This window comes from Streptomyces sp. NPDC005925 (assembly GCF_040638805.1).
In the GTDB taxonomy this organism is placed as follows: domain Bacteria; phylum Actinomycetota; class Actinomycetes; order Streptomycetales; family Streptomycetaceae; genus Streptomyces.
Genome location: NZ_JBEXVL010000001.1, coordinates 1 through 14,220, shown reverse-complemented (window position 1 = coordinate 14,220; position 14,220 = coordinate 1). Strand labels below are relative to the sequence as shown.

The 14,220-nt window shown below is 73.2% G+C and carries 11 protein-coding genes and 2 pseudogenes; 7 read left to right on the top strand and 6 right to left on the bottom strand.

What is annotated here, in order from left to right; translation table 11 throughout:
* Nucleotides 1–37: 37 nt before the first annotated feature.
* Entirely contained in the window at nucleotides 38–1,963 is a 1,926-nt protein-coding gene (locus ABZ354_RS00065) for a DUF262 domain-containing protein (protein WP_358651227.1), read from the top strand.
* 162 nt (nucleotides 1,964–2,125) lie between these two features.
* Here ABZ354_RS00065 and ABZ354_RS00060 read toward each other — a convergent pair whose 3' ends face one another.
* Complete coding sequence (locus ABZ354_RS00060) at nucleotides 2,126–2,914, bottom strand: CDP-alcohol phosphatidyltransferase family protein (RefSeq protein ID WP_358651225.1); 789 nt, start codon at nucleotides 2,912–2,914, stop codon at nucleotides 2,126–2,128.
* A 92-nt stretch (nucleotides 2,915–3,006) separates the two neighbouring features.
* Between ABZ354_RS00060 and ABZ354_RS00055 the strand changes: the two genes are divergently transcribed.
* The 5 genes and pseudogenes from ABZ354_RS00055 to ABZ354_RS00035 all read left to right on the top strand — a co-directional run.
* On the top strand, nucleotides 3,007–3,981 hold the full coding sequence (locus ABZ354_RS00055; RefSeq protein WP_358652183.1) for a zinc-binding alcohol dehydrogenase: 975 nt from the start codon (nucleotides 3,007–3,009) through the stop codon (nucleotides 3,979–3,981).
* Between the two features lie 122 nt (nucleotides 3,982–4,103).
* The gene (locus ABZ354_RS00050; protein WP_358651223.1) at nucleotides 4,104–4,502 is read left to right on the top strand and encodes a 6-carboxytetrahydropterin synthase; all 399 of its coding nucleotides are present in this window, start codon (nucleotides 4,104–4,106) and stop codon (nucleotides 4,500–4,502) included.
* Nucleotides 4,503–4,924: 422 nt separating this feature from the next.
* Nucleotides 4,925–6,136 (top strand): glycosyltransferase family 4 protein, encoded by a 1,212-nt coding sequence (locus ABZ354_RS00045; protein WP_358652181.1) that lies wholly within the window; start codon nucleotides 4,925–4,927, stop codon nucleotides 6,134–6,136.
* Nucleotides 6,137–6,390: 254 nt separating this feature from the next.
* Nucleotides 6,391–7,464 (top strand): SAM-dependent methyltransferase, encoded by a 1,074-nt coding sequence (locus tag ABZ354_RS00040; protein WP_358651222.1) that lies wholly within the window; start codon nucleotides 6,391–6,393, stop codon nucleotides 7,462–7,464.
* Nucleotides 7,434–8,390: pseudogene (locus ABZ354_RS00035) on the top strand (lysylphosphatidylglycerol synthase transmembrane domain-containing protein); the annotation flags it as partial. The gene ABZ354_RS00040 and the pseudogene ABZ354_RS00035, both read left to right, overlap by 31 nt.
* A gap of 116 nt (nucleotides 8,391–8,506) precedes the next feature.
* On the opposite strand, the gene ABZ354_RS00030 reads toward ABZ354_RS00035, so the two are convergent.
* Complete coding sequence (locus tag ABZ354_RS00030; protein ID WP_358651220.1) at nucleotides 8,507–9,310, bottom strand: creatininase family protein; 804 nt, start codon at nucleotides 9,308–9,310, stop codon at nucleotides 8,507–8,509.
* 39 nt (nucleotides 9,311–9,349) lie between these two features.
* On the opposite strand from ABZ354_RS00030, the gene ribA reads away from it, so the two are divergent.
* Nucleotides 9,350–10,150: a GTP cyclohydrolase II gene (gene ribA / locus ABZ354_RS00025; protein ID WP_358651218.1), complete on the top strand. Its 801-nt coding sequence runs from the start codon at nucleotides 9,350–9,352 to the stop codon at nucleotides 10,148–10,150.
* 149 nt (nucleotides 10,151–10,299) lie between these two features.
* Here the strand turns inward: ribA and ABZ354_RS00020 are convergent, their stop codons facing one another.
* From ABZ354_RS00020 to ABZ354_RS00005, 4 genes and pseudogenes are all read right to left on the bottom strand, one after another.
* A complete protein-coding gene (locus ABZ354_RS00020) occupies nucleotides 10,300–11,529 on the bottom strand; it encodes a serine hydrolase domain-containing protein (protein WP_358651216.1) in 1,230 nt (409 codons plus the stop codon).
* Nucleotides 11,530–11,877: 348 nt separating this feature from the next.
* Nucleotides 11,878–13,341 carry a membrane-associated oxidoreductase gene (locus ABZ354_RS00015; RefSeq protein ID WP_358651214.1) on the bottom strand — a complete coding sequence of 488 codons (1,464 nt, stop codon included), beginning with the start codon at nucleotides 13,339–13,341 and terminating at the stop codon, nucleotides 11,878–11,880.
* A gap of 51 nt (nucleotides 13,342–13,392) precedes the next feature.
* Nucleotides 13,393–14,025, bottom strand: a complete 633-nt coding sequence (locus ABZ354_RS00010; RefSeq protein ID WP_358651212.1) for a histidine phosphatase family protein — start codon at nucleotides 14,023–14,025, stop codon at nucleotides 13,393–13,395.
* 6 nt (nucleotides 14,026–14,031) lie between these two features.
* Nucleotides 14,032–14,220: pseudogene (locus ABZ354_RS00005) on the bottom strand (6-phosphogluconate dehydrogenase); the annotation flags it as partial.

Below are 14,220 nucleotides of genomic sequence, written 5' to 3'. Positions count from 1 at the left end.
CGTGGCTGAGGCGGATCACACAGGAGCTGGGGGCGGCATGGGGCTGGCGAACGAAAAGATCATTTCTCAGGTGGAGGACCTGCTGAACGGCAGGGTCGTCATTCCGTCCATTCAGCGCGACTTCGTCTGGATGAGGCCCGACGTACGTGATCTCTTCGATTCCCTCTACCGGGGTTACCCGGTCGGCGCGCTGCTGCTGTGGAAGACCAGCCTCACCGTCCCCTTCAAAACGGCAGCCGTCGTCCAGGTCGACAAGTCGGTGAACCAGCCTCTCTATCTGCTGGACGGCCAGCAGCGGTTGACCTCCCTCGCCTGGGTGTACCGGCCGGAGACGAAGGCCGACGGGCGGCTCATCGATCTGCGCTTCGACGTGCGTACCGAGGAGTTCGTCAACCCCAGCGCGGTGCAGAGCAAGGACCCGATGCTGTTCCACGTGTCCACGCTGCTGCAGGAGAACGTGCAGTATCACGAGGTCCTGAAGGCCGCGGGAGTGGAGTACTCCGACCCGGACTTCGGTTTATGGATGCAGCGCCTGCAGAAGGTGCATGACATCCGCCGCCAGGAGATCGCCGTCATCACCTACGAGTCCGACGACTACGAAGAAGTCGCCGAACTCTTCGCCCGCCTGAACAAGGGCGGCCGGCGTCTATCCAAGGGCGACCTCGTGTACAGCGCCATCGCGGCCCGCTGGTCCGAGGGCCTGGACACCATGGACGCCTTCCACCGCGAGCTGCAGGACAGCAACTTCGCCCTGAACAGGGAGGCCGTCCTGCGCCTCATGAGTCTCCTCGCGGGAACCGGCGCCCACCACATCAAGCTCATCGGGGCGGATGTGGACGAGGCCGCGCTGAAGGAGGCCTGGCAGGCCACGGAGAGGGCTCTGCGCTTCGCCATCGACTTCCTGAAGGGCGAGTGCTCGATCCCCCGGTCGGAGATTCTGTCCTCGCCGAACGTGACGATCGTGCCTGCCCTGCTCCTGTACCACCGGGACGGCAAACTGCGTCCGGGGGAGGCCCAGCTGCTGCGCCGCTGGGTGTACACGGCGATGGCGTTCAGTCACTACTCGCTGCAGGTGGAGGGCAAGCTCGACGCGGAGGCGAGGCTCATCAAGTCCCGCGGCGGAGAGGACCTGTTCGCGCAACTCATCCGCAGGGCTTCCGGCACACGGTCCCTGGACAGCGCCCTTCACCCGAGGGACCTGGAGCAGAAGTACTCCACGCACCCCTTCTTCAAACTGCTCTACATCGCCGCGTTGCGCGGCACGGCCCGGGACTGGGCGACCAACATCGCCATCAGCGACCAGCCGATGAACAGCAGCGCGAAGATCGAGTTCCATCACGTCTTCCCACGCGCCCGGGTCCAGGCGGCGTACGCGAAGGAGGAGTGGAACAGCCTCGCCAACCTGGCCTTCATCACCGGCCAGACCAACAAGATGATCTCCTCCAGGCTCCCCGCCGAGTACATGACGGAGATCGCGCCGGAGCGTCTGTCCGAACAGTGGATCCCCGACGACCCGGAGCTGCGGTCCATGGACCGGTTCCCCGACTTCCTGGCCGCCCGCAGGCGCCGGCTGGCCAACGTCCTCAACGAACTGCTGGGGCTTCCCGCCTACGCCGAGCAGGCCGCACACCGGGAGACCGACGAGCCGGCCGCCGACGAGGAGCTGATCGTGGAGGACCCGGCGGCGCCCACGCTCGTCGGAGCGGAAGTGCGGGAACTCCGCACGGAGCACGGCGTCGAGATCCACGCGGTCTACGAAGGCCGGCGCGCCGACGCCTACTACGACCCCTCGTCCCGCACCGTGACGATCCCCTCCGGCCCGGGCCGCGGCGCGTACGACAGTCCCAGCGGCGCGGCAGTCGCACTGGTGCAAGCACTCAACCCGCACGTGAATCCGAACCGGAACGGATGGTCGTTCTGGACCGTCACGGCCACGGGGAAGCTGTTGCAGAGCATCCGGTAGCCCACCGCGCGATCGTGGCGGTCCGGGCGACCTGTCGGGTGTTCCGGCCGCGCGGGAGCTCCCGTTCCCCCCGTGTCATCGAGTCGCTGCGGCGGTGACGGGGAAGTGACTCGCGTATGCCGCGTCAGACGCGGGGCCGCGTACAAGAATGTGTTTTTCCGCTCAGTTCCGACCGGCTGCGGGCCGTTGCGGAGAGGGAGCGGGGCACGCGCAGGCGGTGGCGTTCGGTGTGCGCACGGTCCGCGCCGTCCGCCACAGCCACAGCACATCCCGCCCGAACGACCACACCAGCAGCACCAGTGCCACGCCCACCACGGTGCCGTTGACCGTGTGCGGCAGCACCCGTGCCGCTGCCACCAGCAGCAGCACCCCCTGGGAGGCCGCCACCGTCTTCCGTGCCGTGCTCGCGGGCAGCGGAGCCGTCAGCCACGGCCAGACCCGGGCCGCCGCCACGAACGCGTAGCGCATGGCGCCGATCAGCAGGACCCACGGGCCCAGTTGAGTCGACACGTACACGCTCAGCACCAGGATCAGGAACGCGTCGACCTCCATGTCGAAGCGGGCACCCAGGGAGGTCGCCGTGTTCGTGCGGCGGGCGACCCTGCCGTCGACGCCGTCCAGGAGGAGCGCCACCGCCGTCAGGCCGACCAGCAGGGTCACCGGAGGCGAGTCCCGGAAGGAGTCCGCGACCAGGGCCGCCACACCGCCGACCAGCGTCGCCCGGCCCAGGGTGACCCGGTTGGCGAGGCCGAGGGAGGTCAGAGGGGAGCGGCGCAGGGCTCGCGACAGCACCGAACGGGTGGCGAACGCGAACGTCAGTCCGGTCAGCCAGCCCGCCGGGCCCATTCCGGCCGCCGCGCCGAGCAGGCCCAGCAGCAGGATCTGTGCGCCCGCGCCCAGCGCCGTCTCCTGCTGGACGAGCCTCGCGTCATGCGTGTTGTTCAGGGCCACCGAACATTCCTCCGGCCGTGTGACAGAGTCGATCGCTCACTCCCGGTACGTGAGCAGCTCCCCGATCGTTCAGGAAGGACTCCATGAGCGCCATGAGCCGCACCGCACGCGCCTTCTGGCTCGACTCGCCCGGCCGAGGCGTCATCCGGGACGTCGACCTTCCGGAGCCCGCCGCCGACCAGGTGCTCGTGCGTTCTCTGTACTCCGGCGTGAGCCGTGGGACCGAGACCCTCGTCTTCCGCGGCGGCGTTCCGGAGAGCCAGCACGAGGTCATGCGGGCGCCCTTCCAGGAGGGCGACTTCCCCGGGCCCGTGAAGTACGGCTACCTCAGTGTCGGGGAGGTGGAGCGCGGGCCGGCCGAACTGGTGGGCCGTACCGTGTTCTGCCTGTATCCGCACCAGACGCGGTACGTCGTCCCGGTCACCGCCGTCACTCCCGTGCCGGACTCCGTGCCCGCCGCGCGTGCCGTGCTCGCCGGGACCGTGGAGACCGCCGTCAACGCCCTGTGGGACGCCGCGCCGCTGGTCGGCGACCGGATCGCCGTCGTCGGCGGCGGCATGGTCGGCTGCTCGGTCGCCGCACTGCTCGCCCGGTTCCCCGGCGTACGCGTGCAGGTGGTCGACGCCGATCCCGGCCGCGCCGCCGTGGCCGCCGCCCTCCGTGTCGGCTTCGCCGCTCCCGGGGACGCCCTCGGTGACTGCGATCTCGTCGTGCACGCCAGCGCCACCGAGCAGGGCCTGGCCCGCGCACTCGAACTGCTGCGGCCCGAGGGCACGGTCCTCGAGCTCAGCTGGTACGGCGACCGAGCGGTGGCCCTGCCGCTCGGCGAGGCCTTCCACTCCCGGCGACTCGTCATCCGCAGCAGCCAGGTCGGCACCGTCTCCCCGGCCCGTGCGCATCGCGGTTACGGGGAGCGGCTCGCCCTCGCCCTCGACCTGCTCGCCGATCCCGCCCTCGACGCGCTGGTGACGGGAGAGTCGGCGTTCGACGAGCTGCCCGAGGTGCTTCCCCGGCTCGCCTCCGGGGAGTTGCCCGCGCTGTGCCACCGGGTCCGCTACCCCGTTTGAGGAGTCCGGGCGGGCAGAGGGACGTACCGGGGTCTGAACAGGGGAAGGCAGTCAGCCGTACTACTCGGCATCCCCCGCGGTGATCAGCGGGGACCGGCGCGCCGCACCTGGAGGGTCGTCCGTTGTTCAGCATCACGGTCCGCGATCACCTCATGATCGCCCACAGTTTTCACGGCGAGGTCTTCGGGCCCGCGCAGCGGCTGCACGGGGCCACCTTCCTCGTGGACGCCACCTTCCGGCGCGAGCAACTGGACGAGGACAACATCGTCGTCGACATCGGCCTCGCCACCCGGGAACTCGGCGCCGTCGTCGGCGAGCTGAACTACCGCAACCTCGACGAGGAGCCCGGCTTCGCCGGCGTCAACACCTCCACCGAGTACCTGGCGAAGGTGATCGCCGACCGGCTCGCCGCCCGCATCCACCGGGGCGCCCTCGGCGAGGGCGCCGCGGGCCTCGCCGGGCTCACCGTCACCCTGCACGAGTCGCACGTCGCCTGGGCGAGCTACGAGCGCGCCCTGTGACCGCCGACCTGACCGCCGGCGTGACCGCCGACCTGACCGCCGGCGTGACCGCCGGCGTGACCGCCGGCGTGCCCGACGACATCGCTGCCGGCGTGCCCTACGACGCGACCGCTGACTCGGCCGCCGACGTGACCGCCGGCGTGGCCGTCGACATCGCTGCCGGTGCGACCGCTGACTTGGCCGCCGACGTGACCGCCGGTGCGACCGTCGATGTGCCCATCGACCGGGACCGGCCGGCCCGCGCAGCCGCTTCCGCCCGCGCGGCAGCGCCCCCGGCCCTGCCCGCCGCCGCTCCCGCGCCTCCGGCCACTCCCGCGCCCCTGGCCGCCTCCGCTCCCGCGCCCCTGGCCGCCTCCGCTCCCGCGCCCCCGTCCGCCTCCGCTCCCGCGTCCCCGGCCACGCCCGCGCCCCCGTCCGCTCCCATTCCCGCGCCGGCCGCCTCGGCTCCCGCGCCGGCCGCCTCCGCTCCTGCCCCCGCTCCCGCATCCGCGCGGTACGTCGGACCGGGGAACGGCCGGATCATCCCCATGCCCCTGTGCACCGTCCACTTCGTATTGCCGGGCGGCGTCGACGACCCGGCCGCGCCCAGCGGCGGCAACGCCTACGACCGGCGCGTCTGCCTGGACCTGCCCGGCTTCGGCTGGCGGGCCCGGCCGCACACCGCACCGGGCGACTGGCCCCGCCCCGGACCGGCAGCCCGTACCGAACTCGCCCGTCTGCTCCGGGAGTTGCCGGACGGCAGCGTCGTCCTGCTCGACGGCCTCGTGGCCTGCGGCGTCCCGGAGATCGTCGTCCCCGAGACGCAGCGGCTGCGCATCGCGGTGCTCGTGCATCTTCCGCTCGCCGACGAGACCGGGCTCCTCCCGGCCGTCGCCGCCGCACTCGACGCCAAGGAACGCGCCGTACTGCGAGCCGTGCCCGCTGTCGTCGCCACCAGCCACTGGGCTGCGCGCCGCCTCGTCGCCCACCACGGACTCGACCCCGGCGGCGTCCACGTCGCCGCGCCCGGCGCCGACATCGGGCCCCTCGCGCCCGGCACCGACGGAGTCTCCCGGCTGCTGTGCGTGGCCGCGGTAACGCCACGCAAGGGCCAGCACCGGCTGGTCGAGGCACTGGCCGCGGTGGCCGACCTGCCGTGGACATGCGCCTGCGTCGGCGGGCTCGGCCAGGATCCCGGGTACGTCGCCCACCTGCGCACCCTCCTCGAACGGCACGGCCTCACCGGCCGGTTCGAACTGACCGGGCCCCGCACCGGTGCCGCCCTGGGCGCGAGCTACGCCGCCGCCGACCTCATGGTCCTCGCCTCGTATGCCGAGACATACGGCATGGCGGTCACCGAGGCACTCGCCCGCGGCATCCCCGTACTGGCCACCGACGTCGGCGGGCTGCCCGAGGCGCTCGGCCGCGCGCCCGGCGGCGCGGTGCCCGGCATCCTGGTCCCGTCGCAGGACCCGGCCGCTCCCGCCGCCCTCGCCGCCGGGCTGCGCGGCTGGTTCGGGGAGGCGGACGTACGGCGCCGGCTCAGGGCCGCCGCCCGGGGCAGGCGCGCCGCCCTGCGGGGCTGGGCCACGACGTCCCAGAGCCTGGCCGGAGTGCTGCGCCGGCTCTCGTACGAACCCGGGAGGGCCGCATGACGAAGGCGGTGCCCGCGCGACGGGACAGCGCCGGCGACCGGAGTCCGGCACGGCAGGGGCCCCTGCAGACGGGTAGCGCGGACCTTGACGTCGGTCGCGGACCCACCGCCGTCGTCCCCGGCGCCGGGCCCGTCACCCGGGCCGTCGCCAAGGCCGTCATCCGGGCCGCCGGCCTGCCCGGTGGGCGCCCGGGGGAGCCTCCCGGTGAGTGCACGGGGGAGCGACCCAGTGAGTGCCCCGATGAGCCGCCCGCCGTGCGGCTGCGGGAGGAGGGTCCCGGCGAGTCGCCCTCCTACGCGCCCGAGTGGCTGGACCTGAGGGAGGCGCCGGACGCGGCGGCCCGGTCGCGGGAACTGCTCGACCCGCTGCGGACCTGGCTCGCCGACCAGCCCGATCCATCCGCCCCGTCCAGCTCTACCGCCCCGTCCGGTTCTTCCGCCCCGTCCGGTTCTTCCGCCCCGTCCGGCTCGACCGAACTCTCGGCCTCTTCCGACCCCTCCGACCCCTCCGACCCTTCCGACCCTTCCGACTCCTCCGACTCCTCCGACCCCTTCGATTCCTTCGACCGGTCCGACCGGTCCGACCGGTCCGGGCCGCCCGGTCGGCGACGCGGCGGTCTGGTGGTTCACGACCTCGGCTGCGGCACCGGCTCCATGGGCCGTTGGCTCGCACCCCGGCTGGGCGGCCCCCAGCACTGGGTCCTGCACGACCGCGACCCCCGCCTCCTGCACATCGCCGCTGCCGCCTCGCCGCGCGCCGCCGCCGACGGCGGCCACGTCACCGTGGAGACCCGCCGCGGTGAGATCGCCCACCTCACCGCCGACGCCCTGGCCGGCGCCTCCCTCGTGACGGCGTCCGCGCTGCTCGACGTGCTCAGTGCCGCGGAGATCGGCGTTCTGGCCGCGGCCTGCGCGGGGGCGGGATGCCCGGCGCTGCTTACACTGTCCGTCGCCGGACGGGTCGAACTGACCCCGTCCGATCCGCTGGACGCGGAGCTCACGGAGGCGTTCAACGCCCACCAGCGGCGCTCGGGCCTGCTCGGGCCCGACGCGGTCGCGGCGGCGAGCGACGCGTTCACCGCGCACGGCGCCACGGTGCGGCTGCGGCCGAGCCCGTGGCGTCTCGGCCGCGACGAGCGGGCCCTGACGGGGCATTGGCTGCGCGGCTGGGTCGCCGCCGCCGTCGAACAGCGCCCCGGCCTCCGCGGCCCCGCCGACTCCTACCTCGAGCGCCGGCTCGCCGCCTGCGACGCGGGGAAGCTGAACGTCGTCCTCCACCACACCGACCTGCTGGCCCTGTGCCGGCGACCGACGGGCGGAGCGCCGTGACCGGCCGAGAGCGGCATCCGGGGCAGGCGGCTCCGCCGGTGCGGGTCCCGGGCCCCCGCCCGAGGTCCGTCCGCACCTCGGTCCGCATCCTCCCGCGCACCGTGCTTCCCGCCTCCCTTCGCACCCACCTCGGCACCCTCGTGGGTGTCGTGATCCTCGGCGTACTGCTCCAGCGGCTGGGGACCGGCGTGTTCCTGGACGGCCTGCGGCGGATCGACGGGCCGACCCTGCTCGTGGCGGTCGGGATCGGGGCCGTCACCACGGTGTGCAGCGCCTGGCGGTGGGTTCTTGTGGCGCGCGGCCTGCGCATCCGGCTGCCGCTCGGCCCGGCCGTCGCCGACTACTACCGTTCCCTCTTCCTGAACGCCGCCCTGCCCGGCGGCGTCCTCGGCGACGTCCACCGGGCCGTACGGCACGGTCGCAGCGCCGGTGACCTGGGCCGTGGCGTGCGCGCCGTCGTCCTCGAACGCGCCGCCGGACAGCTCGCGCTGGGCGTCGTCGGTGCCGCGGTGCTGCTGAGCGTGCCCTCGCCTGTGTCGGCCGTCGCCCGGCGCGCCGCCCCGCTCGTGGCGCTCGGGGCGCTGGGCGCGCTCGCCGTCGTCCTGGCCGTCCGTATGAACCGGCCGCCGGCCGCCCGCCGCAGCCGTGCCCCCAGTACCGCGCACACCGCGCTCGGGGAAGCCCATGACGCCCTGCTGTCGCGCCGCAACTGGCCGGGCGTCGTCGTGTCGTCCGTCGTCGTCCTGGCCGGGCACCTGGCGACGTTCGTGGTCGCGGCCCGCGCCGCCGGGTCCGCCGCGCCCGTCGCCGTGCTGCTGCCGCTCGCCGTGCTGGCGCTGCTGGCGATGGGGCTGCCGCTGAACGTCGGCGGCTGGGGGCCCCGGGAGGGCGTCACCGCGTGGGCGTTCGGCGCGGCCGGGCTCGGCGCGGGCAGTGGCCTCACGGTCGCCGTCGTGTACGGGGTGCTGAGCTTCGCGGCGGCCCTGCCCGGCCTGCTCGTGCTCGCCGCCCGTTGGTACGGGAGCCTGCGCCGAGCCGACCGTCAGGGGCCGGCCGGAGCCGGGTCGCCGCCGAAGCCGGTGGACTCCGCGGCGCTTTCGGACGTCAGCAGGGAGAAATACGCGCCGAAGGAATCCGCGAGGCTCGCCAGGATGTCCTTCCCCTTTTCCGCGGAGCCCAGTGAAGGGCGGCCTATGACCCCCGAATCCGTATAGCCGGACATACCGAGAGTGAGCAGATGGCGCCGGTCGTCGGCGATGAAATCGGAGGTCTCGTAACCGGGTCGGACGTATTCCGGATGGGTGTGCAGAAGGATGGAGGTCTCGATTTCCCCCGCGTGCATGTCGGTGAGCAGTGACGTGGCCACCCCGGCCCGCTGCCGCGCCGCCTCCCAGTCCTCCGCGGCCGGGAACAGCGCCATCCGCTCGCCGCGTGCGCCGGATTCCTGAACGAGGTTGCCCAGTACGTAGTTCCCGCCGTGCCCGTTGACCAGCACCAGCACGTCGACGCCGGACCGGCGCAGCGAGCCCCCCATGTCCCGTATCACCGCGTGAAGGGTCACCGAGGAGATGCTGACCGTCCCCGGCCAGGCCGCGTGTTCGTGCGAGCAGGAGACCGTCACCGGGGGAAGGAGATGCACCGGGTACGCGGCGGCGACCTCCCCCGCTATCGCGCAGGCGACGAGCGTGTCCGTCGCCAGCGGCAGGTACGGGCCGTGCTGCTCGAAGCTCCCGACCGGCAGGACCGCGACCTGTGTGCGGACGCCCGCGCCCCGCGCCCGTACGTCCTCGGTGGTGTCCACCGGCACCGCACCGTACGCCGCCGTGCGCGTTCCCGAATCACTCATCTCTTCACGGCCTTTCGTCACTGTTGAGGAACCCGGATCATGACAGAAAACCTCGGCGTCATCGGCAAGAGGAACAACGGTCAAAGGAACAACGGTCAAAGGAACAGCGGTCGGAGGAGCGACGGTCAGGAGAAGAACGGTCAGAAGAAGAACGGTCAGGAGAAGGACGGTCAAAGGAACAACTGCGAGGCGAATACCGGTGAGAAGCCGGCGCAGCGCTCGGGCGTGGAACGCGTCGTGCATGTTTCGTTGCCCACGCTGTACGGGCATTTCCGTGCGGTCGGTTACCTCGACCACGACAGCGGTGACGAGCAGGTCGCGCTGGTGCACGGCGACGTCGGCACGGGCGGTGACGTCCTGACCCGGCTGCATTCGGAGTGCCTGACGGGTGACGCGTTCGGCTCGCGGCACTGCGAGTGCGGCGACCAGCTCGCTTCGGCGCTGCGTGCCGTCGCCGCCGAGGGCAGTGGCGTCGTCGTCTACCTGAGAGGGCACGAGGGCCGCGGCATCGGCCTGCTGGCAAAGCTGCGCGCGATGGCGCTGCAGGCGGAGGGCCTGGACACGGTGGAGGCGAACCTCGCCCTCGGCCTGCCGGTGGACGCCCGCGACTACGGCGTCGCCGCCCGCATCCTCGACGACCTGGGCGTGACCTCCGTCCGTCTGATGTCCAACAACCCGCGCAAACGCGAGGCGCTGCTGAGCCACGGCATCCACGTCGCCGAGCAGGTGCCGCTGCTGATCGAGCCGTGCGAGAACAACATCACCTACCTGCGCACCAAGCGGGAACGCCTCGACCACCACCTGCCCCACCTGGACGCGGTGGCGGCCCACTGGCCGTGAGCGCGAGAAGGGTCCCGCCGGGCCGCGGCGGGACCCTGGTGCGCGGGGCGCGGACGCCGGCCCGTGCCCCGACGTGCCGCACGACGGGCGGCGGGCGGCGGGCGGCGGGGCAGGGCATGGCATGCGTCCGCGTACGCACCGCCCCCGGGTCAGTCCGTGACCGCCTCGTGCACCAGGCGCTTCAGGTCCGGGAACACCGTGTGCGAGGACTTCGGGCGGACCTGGGTCATGAACTGCACCGTCAGGTCGCGGCCCGGGTCGACCCAGAACGTCGTCGTCGCGACGCCGCTCCAGCCGTATGTGCCGAGCCCGGACGGTACCTGGGTGCGCGACGGGTCGATCACCACCGAGACGCCGAGCCCGAAGCCGACGCCCTCGTTGCCGGGCTCGTCGTGCGCGGGACGGCTGCCGACCGTGCGCAGGTCGGCGCCGCCGGGCAGGTGGTTGGACGTCATCAGGCCGACCGTCTCGGGGGAGAGCAGGCGCACGCCGTCGAGTTCGCCGCGACGGCGCAGCACCTCCATGAAGCGGTGGATGTCGTACGCGGAGGCCACCAGGCCGCCGCTGCCGGACAGGAACCGCGGCCTGCCGTGCAGCGGCAGCCCCGGGATCGGCTTGATGCCACCGCCGTCGGCGTCCCCGTACAGCTCCGACAGCCGCTCGGCCTGCTCGTCGGTGACGCAGAACCCGGCGTCCGGCATGCCCAGCGGCCCGAAGACGCGCTCCGCCAGGAACACGTCGAGGGGCTGCCCGGAGACCACCTCGATCACCCGGCCGAGGATGTTGCTGGCCACCGAGTAGTTCCACTGGGTGCCCGGGTCGAACTGCAGAGGCAGGCTCGCGTACACCTCCATCGACTGCGCGAGGTCCTTGCCCGGCGGCACCGACGACTCCAGGCCCGCCTTGCGGTAGAGCGCGTCGACGGGGTGGGTGTGGTAGAAGCCGAAGGTCAGGCCGGCGGTGTGGGTCATGAGGTGGCGCAGGAGGACCGGTCCGGCGGCGGGGCGGGTCCGGACCTCCGCACCGGATCCGCCCTCATACACCCGGGCGTCGGCGAAGACCGGCAGGTGGCGGTCGAGCGGGTCGTCGAGCGACAGCCGGCCCTCCTCCATCAGCAGCAGCGCGGCGACCGCGGTGACCGGCTTGGTCATGGAGTAGATCCGCCACAGCGTGTCCGCCTCGACGGGCAGCCCGGCCGAGATGTCGCGGCTGCCGTGCGTCGTCAGGTGGGCGACGCGCCCGCCGCGGGCCACGGCCACCAGGAAGCCGGGCAGGCTGCCCTCGTCCACCGCGCGGGCGAAATGCCGGTCGAGGCGTTCCAGCGCCCCGGCGTCGAGACCCACCTCGCCCGGGTCCACCTCTTGTCGCAGCTGTGCCATCGTTCTCCTCCGTCACCTTCTCGAGGTGCGGTCCGGCATACCCGCACACGGACCCTCTCAGACCTCTGCCGCCGCGCGAAGATCACGAGAAGCGGCAGGAGGAACCCGCGGACGGCCCGGACTCCGGGGCGGCGAGGCGCGGGGAAGGGCCGGAGCCCTCGGACAAACCGGGCGGGCGGGCGCCCGGGGGAACACCATGGCGCTCCGACCGCCGCGGCACATGCGCCACGCGGCGACGTGTGCGAGCCGATTCCCCTCACTCGTACGGACGGCCCGGCACCCTCCCACGGCGCGCGGCGGCGGGAACGGCACACGCCAGGCCGGCTGCCCCGCGTCCACCGTGGGGGCTCAGGAACGGCTGACCGTGCGCGTCACGCCCGCCAGGACCGCGCTCGCGAGGATCCAGCCCGTGATGACGAGGACGTACGAGAGGATCTGGTACCAGCCGTCGGGGGCGAACGCGGCCTCCTGGCCGAAGGAGATCACCGGGAGCAGCAGGTCCAGGGTGTAGAACACCGGGTGGAAGTGGGGTGCCTCGGACGCCTTCAGGGCGCGCGGGTGGTGGAGGGCGTAGGCGACGGAGCCCACGGTCAGCAGGGACAGCAGCCAGCCCGCGGCGCGCAGCGGCCGGAAGCCGTAGCCGACGGTGGCGTCCTGCACGACTCCCCACATCCGGCCGTACCACGGCAGGGTGCGCCGGTGCCGGCGCTGCTTGGCGAGCTGCACCAGGCGGGCCGCGTCGTCGTCGCCGATGCGGCGGTAGGCCTCGGCCAGTTGCTCGTAGGCGTGCGGGACGTAGCCCTCCCGGTCGCGTTCCAGCATGGGCAGGCGGTGTGCGGCCGGTTCGTGCGGTGTGAGCGTCGTGTAGACGAGGCCGTTGAGCAGTACCTGGCCGGGTGCCGTGCCGGGGTCGAGGAAGAGGACTTCGAGCTGTGCGCGCCGCAGGTTGAGGGTGCCCTCGACGGCGGGACCCCGGCGCAGCCACAGTTCGCCGAGGGCGGCGCTGCTCGCCCGCAGCGCCGTTCCGCCCGGGTTGGACAGCCGGGTGTACGACAGGTCGAGGCGGCCGGTGACGCGGGCGCCGCGCAGGCCGATCCAGCCGTCCACGTCCGCCTGCCTGATCAGCACGTCGCCCTCGACGGTGAGGGTCTCCGCGTCGACGGCGCACTGCCCGGGGTTGTGCAGCCGCGCCTCGGTGAGGTTCACCGAGCCGGTGATCTTGGCGCCGTTGAGCCGGACCGGTCCCTCGGCGCGCAGCCCCGGCGCCCACAGGTCGGCGCCGACGACGGCCTGGTTGAGCTGGAGCACGGGCTGGGTGAGATCCGGGTCGGCGAAGGCGGCGCTCTCCATGTACAGGCTGCCGGAGATCTGCGCCCCGCCGAGGCGCACCCGGCCGAGGAAGCGGCAGCGGGTCAGACGCAGCACGCCGTCCACCGTCACGGCGTGCGAGACGAGCCCGGGCAGGACGGACTCGCTCAGGTTGAGCTCGCGCAGCCGGGCTCCGTAGCAGCGGGGCGCCTCGTCGAAGTGACAGTGGCTGAGGCGCACCGGCTGGTCGACGGTGGCGTACTGCAGGTCGAGCAGGCCGGTGACGCGAGCCCCGGCCAGGCTGAGCGAGGGTATCTCCCCGTCCTCCCGTGGGCAGTTGACGAGCAGATACCTCAGCACCGAGGCGCGTACGGTCCGTTCCGGCCCCCAGGACGCGCCGTCGGCAGGGTCCTCGCGCCCGGGGGTACGGAAGTCCACGGCCTCGCCGCGGGGGACGGCCCGCCACACCTGTGCCTCGGCCGGGGTCAGATCGTCGATCTCCATCAGCGGCGACTCTGACCCGGCCGCGCCGAGGTGTCAACCGAGCCTGTGGACCTACGGCCTGACGTTCCATTCCGCGACGACGGGCCTGCCGTGTTCCGTCGACAGCCGGTTCAGTGTGCCCGTCTCGATGCGGAACAGCCGCCCCTCCGCGGGCCGCAGGCCGAGCCGCCGGGCGGTGAGCACGCGCAGGAAGTGCGAGTGGGCCACGAGGAGGACGTCGCCGCCGGCGAGCGCGGGCACCGCCCGGGCCAGGGCACGGTCCGCGCGGGCGCCGACCTGCTCGGGCGACTCGCCCGGCCGGTCCACGGGTCCGGGCGGCACGCCGTCGGTCCACAGGTCCCAGCCGGGCCGGTCGCGGCGGATGTCGGCGGTGGTGACGCCCTCGTAGGCGCCGTAGTCCCACTCGTGCAGGTCCCGGTCGAGCACGGCCCCCGTGACACCCGCGAGGTCGGCGGTGCGCCGGGCGCGGGCGAGCGGACTGCTGAGGACGAGGGAGAAGCGCCGCCCGGCCAGGAGGGGGGCGAGGGACCGGGCCTGGGCCTCGCCGCCCGGGGTGAGGGGCAGGTCGGTCCAGCCGGTGTGCCGGCCCGACCTGCTCCACGCCGTCTCACCGTGCCGGACCAGCAGAAGGTCACCGGTCCGCGCCTCCGAACGATCCCCCGCCCCTCCTCGGACGTCCCCCACGGCGCCCTACTTCCCCGTCGCCGACTCGACGGCGTGGCCGCCGAACTGGTTGCGCAGCGCCGCGATCATCTTCATCTGCGGCGAGTCGTCCTGACGGGATGCGAACCGCGCGAACAGCGACGCGGTGATCGCGGGCAGCGGCACCGCGTTGTCGATCGCGGCCTCCACCGTCCAGCGGCCCTCGCCGGAGTCCTG